Annotated in this window: 12 protein-coding genes; 7 read left to right on the top strand and 5 right to left on the bottom strand. The window is 58.1% G+C overall.

Annotated features, from left to right (window positions below; all coding sequences use genetic code 11):
• Positions 1 to 4 precede the first annotated feature (4 nt).
• Both AU11_RS13495 and AU11_RS13490 read right to left on the bottom strand, forming a co-directional pair.
• Positions 5 to 916: a dimethylarginine dimethylaminohydrolase family protein gene (locus AU11_RS13495; protein ID WP_043319834.1), complete on the bottom strand. Its 912-nt coding sequence runs from the start codon at positions 914 to 916 to the stop codon at positions 5 to 7.
• A gap of 215 nt (positions 917 to 1131) precedes the next feature.
• Complete coding sequence (locus AU11_RS13490; RefSeq protein WP_043319833.1) at positions 1132 to 2391, bottom strand: Zn-dependent hydrolase; 1260 nt, start codon at positions 2389 to 2391, stop codon at positions 1132 to 1134.
• Between the two features lie 309 nt (positions 2392 to 2700).
• Between AU11_RS13490 and AU11_RS17825 the strand changes: the two genes are divergently transcribed.
• Positions 2701 to 4113, top strand: a complete 1413-nt coding sequence (locus AU11_RS17825) for a TonB family protein (RefSeq protein WP_197023842.1) — start codon at positions 2701 to 2703, stop codon at positions 4111 to 4113.
• A gap of 46 nt (positions 4114 to 4159) precedes the next feature.
• Here the strand turns inward: AU11_RS17825 and AU11_RS13480 are convergent, their stop codons facing one another.
• A complete protein-coding gene (locus tag AU11_RS13480) occupies positions 4160 to 4720 on the bottom strand; it encodes a gamma carbonic anhydrase family protein (protein ID WP_231491915.1) in 561 nt (186 codons plus the stop codon).
• A 102-nt stretch (positions 4721 to 4822) separates the two neighbouring features.
• On the opposite strand from AU11_RS13480, the gene AU11_RS13475 reads away from it, so the two are divergent.
• Genes AU11_RS13475 through AU11_RS13465 form a run of 3 tightly spaced genes read left to right on the top strand, consistent with a single transcriptional unit; the run spans position 4823 to position 8031 of the window.
• The gene (locus AU11_RS13475; protein WP_043319832.1) at positions 4823 to 6895 is read left to right on the top strand and encodes a M3 family metallopeptidase; all 2073 of its coding nucleotides are present in this window, start codon (positions 4823 to 4825) and stop codon (positions 6893 to 6895) included.
• A 37-nt stretch (positions 6896 to 6932) separates the two neighbouring features.
• Complete coding sequence (locus AU11_RS13470; RefSeq protein WP_043319831.1) at positions 6933 to 7193, top strand: YheV family putative zinc ribbon protein; 261 nt, start codon at positions 6933 to 6935, stop codon at positions 7191 to 7193.
• 31 nt (positions 7194 to 7224) lie between these two features.
• On the top strand, positions 7225 to 8031 hold the full coding sequence (locus AU11_RS13465) for a hypothetical protein (protein WP_043319830.1): 807 nt from the start codon (positions 7225 to 7227) through the stop codon (positions 8029 to 8031).
• Between the two features lie 47 nt (positions 8032 to 8078).
• On the opposite strand, the gene AU11_RS17820 is transcribed toward AU11_RS13465, so the two are convergent.
• Positions 8079 to 8738: a hypothetical protein gene (locus AU11_RS17820; protein ID WP_051687250.1), complete on the bottom strand. Its 660-nt coding sequence runs from the start codon at positions 8736 to 8738 to the stop codon at positions 8079 to 8081.
• Between the two features lie 138 nt (positions 8739 to 8876).
• Positions 8877 to 10235 (bottom strand): MATE family efflux transporter, encoded by a 1359-nt coding sequence (locus tag AU11_RS13455; protein ID WP_231491913.1) that lies wholly within the window; start codon positions 10233 to 10235, stop codon positions 8877 to 8879.
• A 417-nt stretch (positions 10236 to 10652) separates the two neighbouring features.
• Here AU11_RS13455 and coxB point away from each other — a divergent pair, with 417 nt between their 5' ends.
• The 3 genes from coxB to AU11_RS13440 are packed head-to-tail and all read left to right on the top strand — an operon-like array spanning position 10653 to position 13982.
• On the top strand, positions 10653 to 11813 hold the full coding sequence (gene coxB / locus AU11_RS13450) for a cytochrome c oxidase subunit II (protein WP_043319829.1): 1161 nt from the start codon (positions 10653 to 10655) through the stop codon (positions 11811 to 11813).
• A 24-nt stretch (positions 11814 to 11837) separates the two neighbouring features.
• Entirely contained in the window at positions 11838 to 13388 is a 1551-nt protein-coding gene (gene ctaD / locus AU11_RS13445; protein WP_043319828.1) for a cytochrome c oxidase subunit I, read from the top strand.
• A 21-nt stretch (positions 13389 to 13409) separates the two neighbouring features.
• Positions 13410 to 13982: a cytochrome c oxidase assembly protein gene (locus AU11_RS13440; protein WP_043319827.1), complete on the top strand. Its 573-nt coding sequence runs from the start codon at positions 13410 to 13412 to the stop codon at positions 13980 to 13982.
• The last annotated feature ends 6 nt before the right edge of the window (positions 13983 to 13988 follow it).

Raw genomic sequence — 13988 nt, 5'->3', positions numbered from 1 at the left:
GGCCTTAACCCGGTTTGCGCGCGAGCGGCTGGCACATGCAGTGCACGCCGCCACCACCGGCGGTGATCATGGAGATATCCGGGTCGATCACCTCTAAACCGTGGGCGCGGCACTTTTCTTTCAGTTCGATGTTGTCGGATGGCAGCATCACACGGTCGTTGCCCAGCGCCACCACGTTGACGCCGAGCTCCATCACCTGTGGGTAGGAGATGTCGATAATTTCGAAGTTGCGGGATTTGAACCACTGCACCAGTTCCGGCTCCACCGCATCCACGCACACCGCCACGAGTTTTTCCGCGAGCGCCGCTACCAGCACATCGATATGCAGGAAGTAGGGGTCGAATTCGTAGCCTTTTACTTCCCAGCCTTCCTTTTCGATCCAGCTTTTCATCTGGTTGAAGCCCTGCGGTGAGGTGCGCTCGCCGCTATAGCCGCACAGGATGACGCCGGGTTCGAGCACCATAAAGTCGCCGCCCTCTAAGCTGCCGGCGGTGATGATGTCGTAAATCGGGATATCCAGCTTCTGGTAGGTTTTGACCACGTCGACCCATTCGCCGCGGCGCCAGGGGGAGTACATCTGGGTGACGATGGGCCCCCAGGGGGTCATGACGCTGCTGTCGCGGGCGTAGAGCTGGTAGGGGAGGTTGCTGTCGGCGGGCAGCAGGTGGGTGTTTACCCCGGCCTGTTTGTAGGCGTCGAGCATTTCCCGATGCTGCTGTTTGGCGACGGCGGCGTCGAACTGGCGGCCGAGACGCACGGAGCGGCGGCTGGCGGCGTTGCCCATCTGCCAGGTGTAGTTGTCGATGGGGCCGACGAGGAGGTCGGTGAGCACGCCGTATTCGGAATCGATGCCCCAGTTTTTCAGCGGCGCAGTATCGCCGTTGTCGTTGCGGTGTTTGTAAGTAAATTCTGTCATTTCGGTTCTCGGCGATTTCAGTGGTTTTGGGGAGCTCTGTTTCGGCTCCGTGGCGCTCCTGCTACCGGGGGCCATTCGCGAGACACGGACTAGGCGTCCCCCCCCAACCCATCCCTGGGGGCTCTTCTAAAACATCCCTGTTTTAGAAGGTCTCGCGAATGGCCCTCGGCATCAGGAGCTTCGCGTTGAATTTATTTACGCTGTAAGAAAGTTGTTTAGGTCGCGTTGTTTGCCATCTTCAGCATCGCGTGCAGCAGCACATTCGCCCCCGCCTCCAGATCTTTCGGTTCCGCATTTTCCGCTTCGTTATGACTCAGGCCTTTTTCGCAGGGTACGAAGATCATGCTGGTGGGCGCGACGCGGGAGATATACACGGAGTCGTGGCCGGCGCCGGAGACCATTTCTTTGTTGCTGTAGCCGAGGTCAGCGACGGCGCTGCGTACGGCTTCGACGCACTTTGTATCGAAGGCGACGGCGGGGGAGCGCCATTCTTCGCGGATTTCGTGCTCGAGGCCGGTTTCCTCGGCGACGCTGGCGGCGATTTCGCGGAAGCGCTGGTCCATGGCGTCGAGGGTTTTCTGGTCCGGGTGGCGCAGGTCTACGGCGAGGACGAGTTTTTCCGGGACGGTGTTGCGGCTGCCGGGTTCGACGCGGATGTCACCGAAGGTGGCTCTTGCCCAGGGGGCGTGTTCTTCGGCGAGTTTGTAGAGCTGGTCGAGGATGCGGTGCAGGCCCATAAACGGGTCGCGGCGGCCTTCCATGGGGCTGGGGCCGGCGTGGCAGGGTTGGCCGATGAGGGTGAGGTCGTACCAGTTCATGCCCTGAACGCCGCTCAATACGCCGATGGTTTTTTCTTCGGCCTCGAGAATGGGGCCCTGTTCGATGTGGACTTCAAACGCGGCGGCGAGCGGGCGCGGTTTGGCGGGGGCCTGGCCTTTGTAGCCGATGCGTTCCAGTTCTGCGCCGAAGGTTTTGCCTTCCTTGTCCTGGCGGGCGTAGGCATAGTCGAGGTCGAATTCGCCGGCCCAGACGCCGGAGCCGATCATGGCGGGGGAAAAGCGCGCGCCTTCTTCGTTGGTCCACACGGCGACTTCCACCGGGGCTTCGGTTTCCACGCCAGCGTCGTTGAGAGCGCGGATGACTTCGAGGCCGGACAGTACGCCGTAAACACCGTCGAACTTGCCGCCGGTGGGTTGGGTGTCGAGGTGGGAGCCGGTGAGGACCGGTGGCAGATCCGGCCCGTTTTTACAACCAGTACCGGGACGCTGGGCGAAGATATTGCCCATTTCATCGACGGTGACACTGCAGCCGGCATCTTCGCACCACTTCACAAACAGGTCACGGCCCTGCTTGTCGAGGTCGGTAAGGGCCTGGCGGTTGCAGCCGCCTTTCTGTGTGGCGCCGATCTCCGCCATCTCCATCAGGGAGTCCCACAGGCGCTGGCCGTTGATACGCAGTTGGCGGTAGTCGTTCATCGAGTCTTCCAGGTGAAATGCCGCTGTAGAGTGCCCCCGTAGGGTTACACCAGTTTTAGTACAAATACACAGCGATATTCTGCCCGGCGAGCAGAGGCATGATTATTGAAGTCCACATGCTGGCAGCGAGATCCTGCGGAATTCAGTGGGGGAAAGTGCAGTAACTGCAGGTCCTTTATCCGGGCCCGGGCACTGGTGCGTTGGAATTACATGAGGTGTGATGGTGTGGCCTCGGGTCGGGTAGCCAACCGCTGTACGTCATACATATGGCACGACAGAAAATTTTGTATGACGGTGGGGGGCACAGTAATGCAGCGGGTTTTCATTGGGGTGGTGTTGTTTTTAGCCGGGGCTTTATCGCCGGTGTATGCCAGTTTCGATAAGGCGATGGAGGACTATACCGCTGGTCACTACAAAGAGGCGTATCGTAATTTCCACGCGCTCGCGGCCATCGGCAATTACAGCTCCATATTCAATATTGGGGTGATGTACTTTCGCGGGGAATACGTAGAGAAGAATCCGGCGGAGGCCTGGGCATGGATGCAACTAGCGGCCTCGCACACGGAATCGGACAGTATGTCTGCTACGGCAGAAAAAGTTTTTGCGGCACTTCCTGAAGAATCCCGAACGATAGCACAGGCGCGTCTCCAGGCACTGACCGAGGAGTATGCTGTAGAGAAGATTCAGGCGGATTTAAGCCCGGTGTTGCTCCCAGATGCGGAGTGCGATGTAGATCGCACTCCGGTGTTCAAGAAAAAACCTCGCTACCCTCGTTGGGAGTTGAATCGAGGTCGTTTTGGGCGGGTGGTACTGGAGTATTCGGTCATGCCGGCAGGTCACGTACGCGATATCGAAGTCGTGCAGTCGACAGGCGCCGAATTTTCCCGGGCTGCCGCCATTTCCGGCCTGTCGTACCGCTATGAACCACTGGCGGTGACCGAGCCGACGCAGGGTGTGAGCACCGCGGTTTCTTTCTCGATCCACGCGCGCCCCGGCGATGTTAACTCCGGCGAACTGGCTGCGGAGTTGAATGATTGGAAAGCGAAGGCGGAGACTGGAGATCCTATTGCCCAGTACGTCTACGCGCAACGGATTGGTGTGCTGCGTTCATTTCAGAAATATATGCGGGATGTAGATCTCGAATACCAGACCGCCAACCGCTGGTACCTGGAGGCTGCACGCCAGGGCGTCCCTCAGGCCCAGTTCCAGATAGGACGCAATATGGTTGTGGGACGGGGGTGTGAGGCGGATAGAAAGAATGGCCTGAGGTGGATCAGTGCCGCAGCGGTTGCGGGTATCCCGGAAGCGCAAAAATTTCTTGCCAGCCACGCAGGAGAAATGCCTGAGGCTGAACGCCGGGCCCATGCGCTCCGATGGTTGAAGAACGCCGCGGCGAATGGGCACTATTTTTCCGGCGTACTACTAGCCTGGGAGCTGGTGACCGGTGCGGTGGATGCCGGCCCTGGGGAGTTGCAGCTGGCGCAAGATATGATGGATGCCGAGCCGGAGAACTATTTCGATGAGGTCCGTATCCTCGAAACCAAAGCGGCGGTAGCCGCCGCGAACGGGGAATTTAAAAAGGCGCTGCAGTTGCAGCAACAGGCGCTGGATAGCGCAAAAGACCTGGAGTGGGATCTGCGTGACCTGAGGCATCGCCTTGAGGCGTATACCGGTGGTGATCGGTGGCGCGGTCCCTACTACTACGATATTGCGCTGGAATAACGATAAGCACAGGTGAATGCACTGAAAATCCCGGCGCATGCCGGATTCAGTGTTCTTTCGCCAGGTATTCATCCTTGAGTTTTACGTAGTTACCGGCGGTATAGGTAAAGAAAGACTTTTCTTTCTTGGTCAGCGGCCGTGCCTGTTTCGCCGGTGACCCTACATAGAGGTAACCGCTTTCCAATCGTTTCCCCGGCGGCACCAGCGCGCCGGCGGCAAGTACCACTTCGTCCTCGATCACCGCGCCGTCCAGTACGATGGCGCCAATGCCGATCAGCACGCGGCTACCCACGGTACAGCCATGCAGGCAGGCTTTGTGGCCGATGGTGACGTCTTCGCCGATGGTCAGTGGCCAGCCGCCCTCGTTGAAGTCGCTGGCGTGGGTGATATGCAGTACCGAGCCGTCCTGCACGCTGGTGCGGGCGCCGATGCGCACCCGGTGCATATCACCGCGGATCACGGTCATCGGCCACACGGAGCAGTCGTCGCCCAGCTCAACATCGCCGATCACCGTGCACTGGGGGTCGATAAATACCCGCTCCCCAAGCCTGGGGCTGTGGCCGCGGTGTTCGCGCAGGGTGTACTCGGTTGAATCGGACTTGGACAAGGCTGACCTCCACTGGCGCAATCCACTAGAATAATCCGCATATATTAACCCGTCTCCGTGCGCCCCGCGCTGTTGCGCAGCGCCCATCGACAAGGAATCCCGATGTCTGACATTTCCTCCGCCAATCCGCTGTTGACCGATCCGGTGCTGCCTCCCTTCGATCGCATCAAGCCGGAACATGCCGAGCCCGCCATTGCTGAGTTGATTGCCAAATGCCGCGAACAGCTGCAATCCTGTCTGAATAACGCCGGTGACGAACCGAGCTGGGATGAAACCATGGCACCCCTGGAGGAAGCACAGGACTCCCTCAGCAAGGCATTCTCGCCGGTGTCACACCTGAACAGCGTATTGAGCGGCGACTGGCGCGCGCCCTACGAGGCGTGCCTGGCTCGGGTGACGGAATACTGGACGGAGCTGGGCCAGAACCCGGAGCTGTATGCGGTGTACCGCGCTCTGGCCAAATCTGCAGACTTTGCCAGTTGGTCCCAGGCGCGCAAGCAGGCAGTGCGCCATGGCCTGCGGGATATGCATCTGGGTGGTGTGGCACTGGAAGGCGAGAAGCGCGAGCGCTATGCCACCATCAGCAAACGCCTGGCGGAGTTGAAGAGCAAGTTCGCCAACAATGTGCTGGATGCCACCAACGCCTGGAGCCTGATGGTGACCGACGAGGCCGAGCTGGCGGGGATTCCCGAATCCGCTCTGGCCGCGGCGAAAGCGGCGGCGGAATCCAAGGGGGAGCAGGGCTGGCGGCTGACTCTGGATGGCCCCTGCTTCCTTGCGGTGATGACCCACGGGGAGAATCGCCAGCTGCGCCACAAGATGCACTACGCGTTTATTACCCGCGCCTCGGATGTGGGCCCCAATGCGGGAGAGTTCGACAACGCCAATGTGATGGCTGAAATCCTCTCCCTGCGCGCGGAGCAGGCCCACTTGCTGGGGATGAAAAACTATGCGGAGCGCTCTCTGGCGAGCAAGATGGCGGGTTCTCCAGAGGAAGTGGAAACCTTCCTGTGGGATCTGGCCAAGCGCGCCAAGCCTGCGGCGGTCAAGGAGTTTGCCGAGCTGCAGGCCTTTGCGGCGGATCAGCTGGGTCTCGACAAGCTGCAGCCCTGGGATGTGGCCTTTGCGGCGGAGAAACTCAAGCAGTCCCGCTACGCGGTGAGCCAGGAGGATCTGCGCCCCTATTTCCCGTATCCCAAGGTGCTGTCCGGCCTGTTTGCGGTGGCGGAAAAGCTGTTCGGCGTGGTCGCGGAGCGTGATGATAGCGTGCCGAGCTACCACGAAGATGTGCACTTTTACTGGCTGAAGCGCGGTGGAGAACCCATTGCCGGCTTCTACCTCGACCCCTATGCCCGCGAGAAAAAGCGCGGCGGCGCCTGGATGGACGACGCGCGGGTGCGCCGCCAGACCTTGGCGGGTCTGCAGCTGCCGATAGCCTATCTGGTATGCAACTTTTCATCCCCGACCGCCGCAGGCGCTTCATCACCTGACAAAGACAAGCCGGCCCTGCTGACCCACTACGAGGTCACCACCCTGTTCCACGAATTTGGTCACGGTCTGCACCATATGCTCACCCAGGTGGATGTGGCGGCGGTATCCGGGATCAACGGGGTGGCCTGGGATGCGGTAGAGTTGCCCAGCCAGTTCCTGGAAAACTGGTGCTGGGAGCCGGAAGCGCTGGCGATGATTTCCGGGCATTATGAGACAGGGGAACCCCTGCCGCAGGCATTATTGGATAAAATGCTCGCCGCGAAGAACTTCCAGTCCGCCATGTTCACCGTACGGCAGCTGGAATTTGCCCTGTTCGACTTCCTGCTGCACTCGCGGCCTGAGGGCGCCAATGCCGATGAGATTCAGCGTCTGATCAATGATGTGCGCGCTCGGGTGTCGGTGGTGCCGGTGTCGCCGGACAACCGTTTCCAGAACAGCTTCAGCCATATATTTGCCGGCGGTTACGCGGCGGGCTACTACAGCTACAAATGGGCGGAAGTGCTGAGTGCGGATGCGTTTTCACTGTTTGAGGAAACCGGTATTTTCGATCCGGCCACTGGCAATCGATTCCTCACTACGGTGCTGGAACAGGGTGGCAGCCGCGATGCGCAGGATCTGTTCGCAGAGTTTCGCGGCCGCGCCCCCAAAATAGACGCGCTGTTGCGCCACTCGGGCATCGAGTGACGCTTGTTAAGCGACGTGGTTTGAACGAGGTAATTTTTTGAGCGACGAATTTGAAAAGCCGGTAAAGCGTCGGTTTATTGCCGGCGCGGTATGCCCACGCTGTAGTGAGATGGATAAAATCGTCAACTACAAGCTGGGCGATAAGAATTATCGTGAGTGTGTGGCCTGTGGGTTCAAAGATGAAATCCGCCTGCAGGCATCACCGCGGGAACTGGATACCCGCGTAAACCAGACTGCCGACAGGGAAGTGGAAGAAACCGCAGTAAAAATTTTGCTGCCGCCGAACGATAAAAAATAATCCACCGAACCATTTCTCAGAAGCCAGGCTCTTGAAAAAAATATACCCACTGATCGCCCTGGTGATCGTTCTCGCCATCGCCGGTCTCTACGGTCTCGATCACTATCGCAAGGTGCGCGAACAACAGCAGGCAACGACGGCACATCTGATTACCCGCTGTGTCAATCAGGGTCTGCTTTCGCTGTTCGTGTTGCAGGCCAATGACTGGAATAAAGAGCCCAAGCTACTCGTGACCGAAACCCAACGCCTGCGCGAGCGGGTGGCGGCATTGCCGGATGCGGTGTACGAAGGAAAACCCTATGCGGACTGGCAGGGCGCGTTGGAGGTATGTGACCGCCTGACGGTAAACAGTAATCGCCAGCACAAAACCATATTTCGTGCGCTGGCGGAAATGGCCAAGAAAGAAATCTGGGACCTCGACACCGCGAAAAGTGAGCCTTTTCAGGAGCGGCGCAAAAAAGCGATCTACCGCTCCAAGGTGGCCGCAGAAGCGGCAGACCGCTATCTCGATGATCTGCAGTCCGATATAAAACGCCTGTTGGACGTCAGTCGGGTTTCCCCGGAAGCGCGCGCGTTGACCGATCAGCAGCTACAGGAACATATTTTCCAGAAGTATCGCAAGGGCCGTTTCAGCAAGCATCGTGTGCTTCAGTATCTGGAGCGTCAGGAAGCCTTCTATCAATTGCTTACGGACAACCCCAAAGGATTTACTCTGCGCGGGGGCAGCCTGTATTTCTACAACACAAAGCTGCACCGTAAGGCGGACGACCTGAACCGTTCCCTCCTCCACGGAGAGGCGGACTTTTTTGCAAACTGGCGGCAGATCGTAGAACAGTAGTGCTCATTGGTTGTGAGTGCAAACAGGCCGCGTAGCCCGGAATAATATCAGTGGGAGAGGTCAATTTGCCGGTTGAGGGTGGGCGCCCGTAATTCAATTTGCATATGGTTGGCAAAGTCTGGCCACTCGCCGGGCACGTCTTCAAAGCGCTGTTTGTACAGAATCATCGAAACCAGTCGCGCGGGGTCCAGCTCCGCTGGCTCAAAGCGCTGCAGCAGCACTTCGGCAAGATCGTCCAGCTGGCAGGCAAGGGCTTCACCCAGTAGCTCACGCACCACCAGGTTGGCCACCATCGGATCCATTGGCAGCAATGGCGTGCCGCATACCGGCTGCAGAGTGTCGTTAATCTCTTCCATGATGCGGTGGGTCAGGTAGGCCTCGTCGAGTATCGAGCCGAGGCCGTGCTCCTGTGGCTGTCGTTCGGGTATTTCCCCGAAGCTATGCAGTATCAGATCGCGTACCGGACGGAAATCCAGGCCGCCGGCGTCACATAGTTGCTCCAGGCGCGCCAGCCAGGAAGGAATAACCTGGATATAGCGGATGACAAAACAGGTGATGTGCAGCGGGGCGTCCCGCTGTGGCAGGTGGATACTGCGATGCAGGTTCGGCAAGGTATCGTGCAGAGAACGCCGGAAGCGACTGCGGGCCTGTTCTGCGGCCACGGCGCGCTCGATACACAGTTGGATCAGGTGGTAATGGTCGGACATACGTCAAAACGAAAACGGCGAAACCGCGTCCTCGTTTCTTTGTTCGCCATCCCCCGGTTTGTGCCCGTCGGCGGGCTCAAAAAAGTGTGCGGACAAGACTGCTTAACGATGGATGAGGAATCGGTACCGTAGCTCCAGTTACAGCCAAACTTTGTTTTTAGTGTAGTTGTAAAAATAGACCATCAATCCGGAAGATCGTGCGCCAAACCACAAAAATAAGCTGAACCAGATGCCAGTGTTGCCCAAGTGTCGAGTAATCCACCAAGTTGGTATGAACACCATCACAGAAGCAATAAACATGGTATTGCGCATCTGCCGACTTTTTCCGGCGCCGATGAATACGCCGTCCAGTTGATAGCTCCACACAGCCACCAGTGGCAGCGCACAAAGCCAGGGATAGTATTTCGCGGTTGTCGCCAGTACGGCGGGGATGTCGGTAAACAACGGCAATATCCACGACTTTCCGCCCACAAGGGTGGTGGTAATTGCAACTGCGGTCGCTACGGCGCAGACCGCCGCGGCGCGATTGATACGCTGGAACTGCCCCATGGAGCCGCGACTTACCGCGCGCCCGATCAGTGATTCAGTGGCGTGGGCAAACCCGTCCAGCGCGTATGAGGTCATCATCAGTAGTTGCAGCAGAATGGCGTTGGCTGCCAGTACCGTGTCACCCTGGGCTGCACCCTGGGCGGTGAAAAAGGTGAGAGTGAACAGAAGCAGACAGGTGCGCACAAACAGGTCGCTGTTGATACGTAGCAACTCCAGCCAGGGGCTCACTTTCTGCCACGGCCAGAAGCCGGGGCGACGCAGCGTGTTCGCCATTTCGTCGCGCGCCTGCCGGTGGCGCAACCCCAGAAGCCACCAACCCATGACAAAGCTGCACAGATCTGCGCATACCGATGCCCAGGCAGCGCCGCGGGCGCCCAGTCCGAGCCCCCAGATCAATAACAGATCCAGGGCGATATTCAGCAGGTTCGCCGTCACCAGAATCGCCAGCGGCGCGCGGCTGTCCTGACGCCCGATAAAAAATCCCAGCAGGGCAAAGTTCGCCAGTGCCAGCGGCGCGCTCAACAGGCGGATTTGCAAATAGTCCCGGGCGTGCGGGCTCGCCTCCGTACTGGCATTCATCCATTGGGTTATCAGCGGCAGCAGTGGTGACGCCAGCAACAGCAGCAGCGCGCCCAGCGCAACAGCCAACGCGAGGGCGCGCAGCAACCAGGATGCGCCGCTGTCACTGGCGCGTGCCACCAGTCCCGTGGTGCCCATACGCAAAAAGCCAAACGCCCAAAGAAGCATGGAGATCACGCTGGCGCCAATGGCGACACCGGAAAGATATTCCGGACTGGAGAGGTGCCCGAGCACGGCGGTATCTACCGCGCCCAATAGTGGCACAGTGATGTTGCTCAGAATCATCGGCCAGGCGAGGTGCCAGACCCTCTGATAGGGGGCCATCGTACGGCGCGAAAAGGTACTGGAATGTACCGATGAATTTTTCATGTAAGTTGGCGGTTTAATTGACTTTCTTCTGGTGATGTGTTTCTTTTGAAAGTGCTAGATGCGACAAAAAGACACAGGTTGTTGGTTGTACCTTCCGGGCGACGACATCTGAAGTAAAAATAACAAGTTGCACTGACAGCAGTATCGCGCAGTCGAGGTCTTCGCCCGGTGTGCGAACAGTGTATGTAGTCTTGGTTTACTACAGCTTGTCCACATATCCATGTGGGCGTGTTACCGATTTTGCGATCGGGGCAGTCTCCAGTCCTCGGAACAGCCAGCGGCTGTTTACGGGTTTTGCTATTTTGTGGTTTGCGATGCCGCGACCGCGCACGGTTATATTTCCGTGTTGCATGGCCGTAGCGATCAAGCCGCAGGAAGCGGGCTCGCGAGAATAACAAACATGGAGATCTGCAGGCGATGTTGATGGGCTTCAAACGGCTGTTCGCCTTATTGACCATCTCGGCATGTGCACCCGCTGCGTTCGCGCAGGAGGCTTCGCAAGAAGCCGCGGAGGAAGTGCAACGCTGGGGGGTCAATATGACCCAGGGGGTAACCGAGGTTTCCCGTACCACTTACGACCTACACATGTTGATCTTCTGGATCTGCGTGGCGATCGGCGTTGTGGTGTTCGGGGTGATGTTCTACAGCATGTGGCGTCACCGCAAGAGCAAGGGTTACAAGGCCGCGCAGTTTCACGAGAGTCTCGGCGTGGAACTGGCCTGGACCATCGTGCCCACCCTGATTCTTATCGGCATGGCGATTCCCGCCACCAAAACCCTCTACGATATCTACGACACCAAGGAAGCCGATCTCGACATCATGATCACCGGTTACCAGTGGAAGTGGAAATACGACTACCTGGGTTCCGATGTCTCCTTCTTCTCCAATCTCTCCACCCCACAGTCGCAGATTCAAAACCAGCAACCAAAGACAGTGAACTACCTGTTAGAGGTAGACGAGCCGCTGGTGGTGCCGGTGAATAAAAAAATCCGTTTCCTGATTACCGCCAACGACGTGATCCACGCCTGGTGGGTACCGGATCTGGCGGTGAAGAAAGATGCGATCCCGGGATTCGTGAATGAATCCTGGACCCGCATCGATGAGCCCGGTATTTACCGCGGCCAGTGCGCGGAACTGTGCGGCAAGGACCACGGTTTTATGCCAATTGTGGTCAAGGCGGTGCCGGAAGATGAATACCACTCCTGGCTCAGTGATCGCGCTGCCGCAGCTGCGCGCATCAAAGAGCTGACCAACAAAACCTTCACTTTCGACGAGCTCTATGCCCGTGGTGAAAAAATTTACAACAGCGCCTGTGTTGCCTGTCACCAGGCCAATGGTCAGGGCATCCCCGGGACCTTCCCGGCCATTGCCGGTTCCAAGGTTGCCACCGGGCCCATGGACGGTCACATGAGCATGGTGGTCAATGGTTCTCCAACCAACCCGGCGATGCAGGCCTTCGGCGCGCAATTGAGTGAAGTGGACCTGGCTGCGGTCATCACCTATCAGCGCAGTGCCTTCGGCAACAATATGGGCGACACCGTGCAGCCCATCGACATTCTCAATTTCAAGAATAAGTAAGCAGGAGCCGAAAGGAGTTTAGTTATGGCACACGGTCCGAAACCCGGTTTTACCCGCTGGCTCTACACCACTAACCACAAAGACATCGGCTCGATGTATCTGTGGTTCAGTTTTGCGATGTTCCTGCTAGGCGGATGTATGGCGCTGGTTATCCGCGCCGAACTGTTCCAGCCCGGCCTGCAGATTGTGCAGCCGGATTTCTTTAACCAGATGACCACCATGCACGGGCTGATCATGGTGTTCGGTGCGGTTATGCCCGCGTTTGTGGGGCTTGCCAACTGGATGGTGCCGATGATGATCGGCGCTCCGGATATGGCGCTGCCGCGGATGAACAACTGGAGCTTCTGGATTCTGCCCTTCGCCTTCGCGATGCTGGCATCCACGCTGTTTATGGAAGGCGGTGCGCCCAACTTTGGTTGGACCTTCTACGCTCCGCTTTCCACCGAATACGCACCGCCCAGTGTGACCTTCTTTATTTTCGCCATTCACATCATGGGTGCGTCTTCGATCATGGGTGCGATCAATATCGTCGCCACCATTCTGAACATGCGCGCACCGGGCATGACCCTGATGAAAATGCCGCTGTTCGTGTGGACCTGGCTGATTACCGCTTACCTGCTGATCGCGGTCATGCCGGTACTCGCCGGTGTAGTGACCATGATGCTGATGGATATCCACTTCGGCACCAGCTTCTTTAGCGCCGCCGGTGGTGGTGACCCGGTACTGTTCCAGCACGTGTTCTGGTTCTTCGGTCATCCAGAGGTGTACATCATGATCCTGCCGGCGTTCGGTATCGTGTCGGCGATCATTCCTACCTTCGCGCGCAAGCCGCTGTTTGGTTACAGCTCCATGGTGTACGCCACCGCGTCCATCGCCTTCCTGAGTTTTATTGTGTGGGCGCACCACATGTTTACCGTGGGTATGCCGATTGCCGGTGAGCTGTTCTTTATGTACGCCACCATGCTGATCGCAGTGCCCACCGGGGTGAAGGTGTTCAACTGGGTGACCACCATGTTCCGGGGCTCGATGACGTTTGAGACCCCGATGCTGTTCTCCATCGCCTTCGTGATCCTGTTTACCCTGGGTGGCTTCTCTGGCCTGATGCTCGCCATAGCGCCGGCGGACTTCCAGTATCACGACACCTACTTTGTGGTGGCGCATTTCCACTACGTGCTGGTACCCGGCGCCATCTTCTCGATTACGGCCGGCGTCTATTACTGGCTGCCCAAGTGGACCGGGAATATGTACAACGAAACCATGGGTAAGGTGCATTTCTGGATGGCGTTTGTCGGCCTGAACGTGACCTTCTTCCCGATGCATTTTGTTGGCCTCGCCGGTATGCCTCGCCGTATCCCGGATTACGCGTTGCAGTTTGCCGACTTCAACCAGATCGCCAGTGTCGGTGCTTTCCTGTTCGGCGCCGCGCAGATCGTGTTCCTTTTCAATGTGATTCGCACCGTAAAAGGTGGCAAGAAAGCGACCGATGAGGTCTGGGAAAATCCGGAAGGGCTGGAATGGAGTGTGCCGTCACCGGCGCCGTACCACACCTTCAGCACGCCACCGGTTGTGCGTTAATTTCCTGAAAGAGTTGACGTTATGTCGCTGAGCGCAAACGCAAAAACCACAGCCAAGCTGCTCACCCTCGCGGTCGGCATGCTCGGCTTTGCGTTGTTCATCATGCCGCCGCTGTACGACGCCTTCTGTGAGATTACCGGCCTGAACGGCAAAACCGGTGGTCGCTACGAAGCGGTGCCGGCAGCGGTGGATACAGAGCGCACGGTGAAAGTCCAGTTTGTTGCCAGCCATAACGAAAACATGCCGTGGGAATTCAAACCCGATACGGTGGAAATCCGTGTGCACCCAGGGGAGGCGGTCGATACCGTCTTCCACGCGCGCAACCCCACCGACCGCGACATGATCGGTCAGGCGATTCCCAGTCTGGTGCCGTTCAAGGCCGCCAGCTATTTTCATAAAACCGAATGCTTCTGCTTTAACCAGCAGGCGCTCGCCGCCGGCGAATCCGCCGAACTGGGTCTGCGTTTTATCGTCGATCCGGATCTGCCCGCCGGGGTAAACACTATTACGCTTTCCTACACGCTGTTTGATGTCACGGAAAGAATTGCCAAACAAGCGAACAACAAAAATACCGACTCCGAGCGAGAGGGATAAAAGACT

Source organism: Microbulbifer sp. HZ11, from assembly GCF_000708675.1.
Lineage (GTDB): Bacteria > Pseudomonadota > Gammaproteobacteria > Pseudomonadales > Cellvibrionaceae > Microbulbifer.
The sequence above is the reverse complement of the archived record's forward strand: the minus strand, read 5'-3'. Positions and strand labels throughout refer to the sequence as shown.

Bases quoted from the DNA above. Each gene is read 5' to 3' on its own strand.
- AU11_RS13495 (WP_043319834.1), bottom strand. From the start codon at position 916: ATGACAGAATTTACTTACAAACACCGCAACGACAACGGCGATACTGCG.
- AU11_RS13490 (WP_043319833.1), bottom strand. From the start codon at position 2,391: ATGAACGACTACCGCCAACTGCGTATCAACGGCCAGCGCCTGTGGGAC.
- AU11_RS17825 (WP_197023842.1), top strand. From the start codon at position 2,701: ATGCAGCGGGTTTTCATTGGGGTGGTGTTGTTTTTAGCCGGGGCTTTA.
- AU11_RS13475 (WP_043319832.1), top strand. From the start codon at position 4,823: ATGTCTGACATTTCCTCCGCCAATCCGCTGTTGACCGATCCGGTGCTG.
- AU11_RS17820 (WP_051687250.1), bottom strand. From the start codon at position 8,738: ATGTCCGACCATTACCACCTGATCCAACTGTGTATCGAGCGCGCCGTG.
- AU11_RS13455 (WP_231491913.1), bottom strand. From the start codon at position 10,235: ATGAAAAATTCATCGGTACATTCCAGTACCTTTTCGCGCCGTACGATG.
- coxB (WP_043319829.1), top strand. From the start codon at position 10,653: ATGTTGATGGGCTTCAAACGGCTGTTCGCCTTATTGACCATCTCGGCA.
- ctaD (WP_043319828.1), top strand. From the start codon at position 11,838: ATGGCACACGGTCCGAAACCCGGTTTTACCCGCTGGCTCTACACCACT.
- AU11_RS13440 (WP_043319827.1), top strand. From the start codon at position 13,410: ATGTCGCTGAGCGCAAACGCAAAAACCACAGCCAAGCTGCTCACCCTC.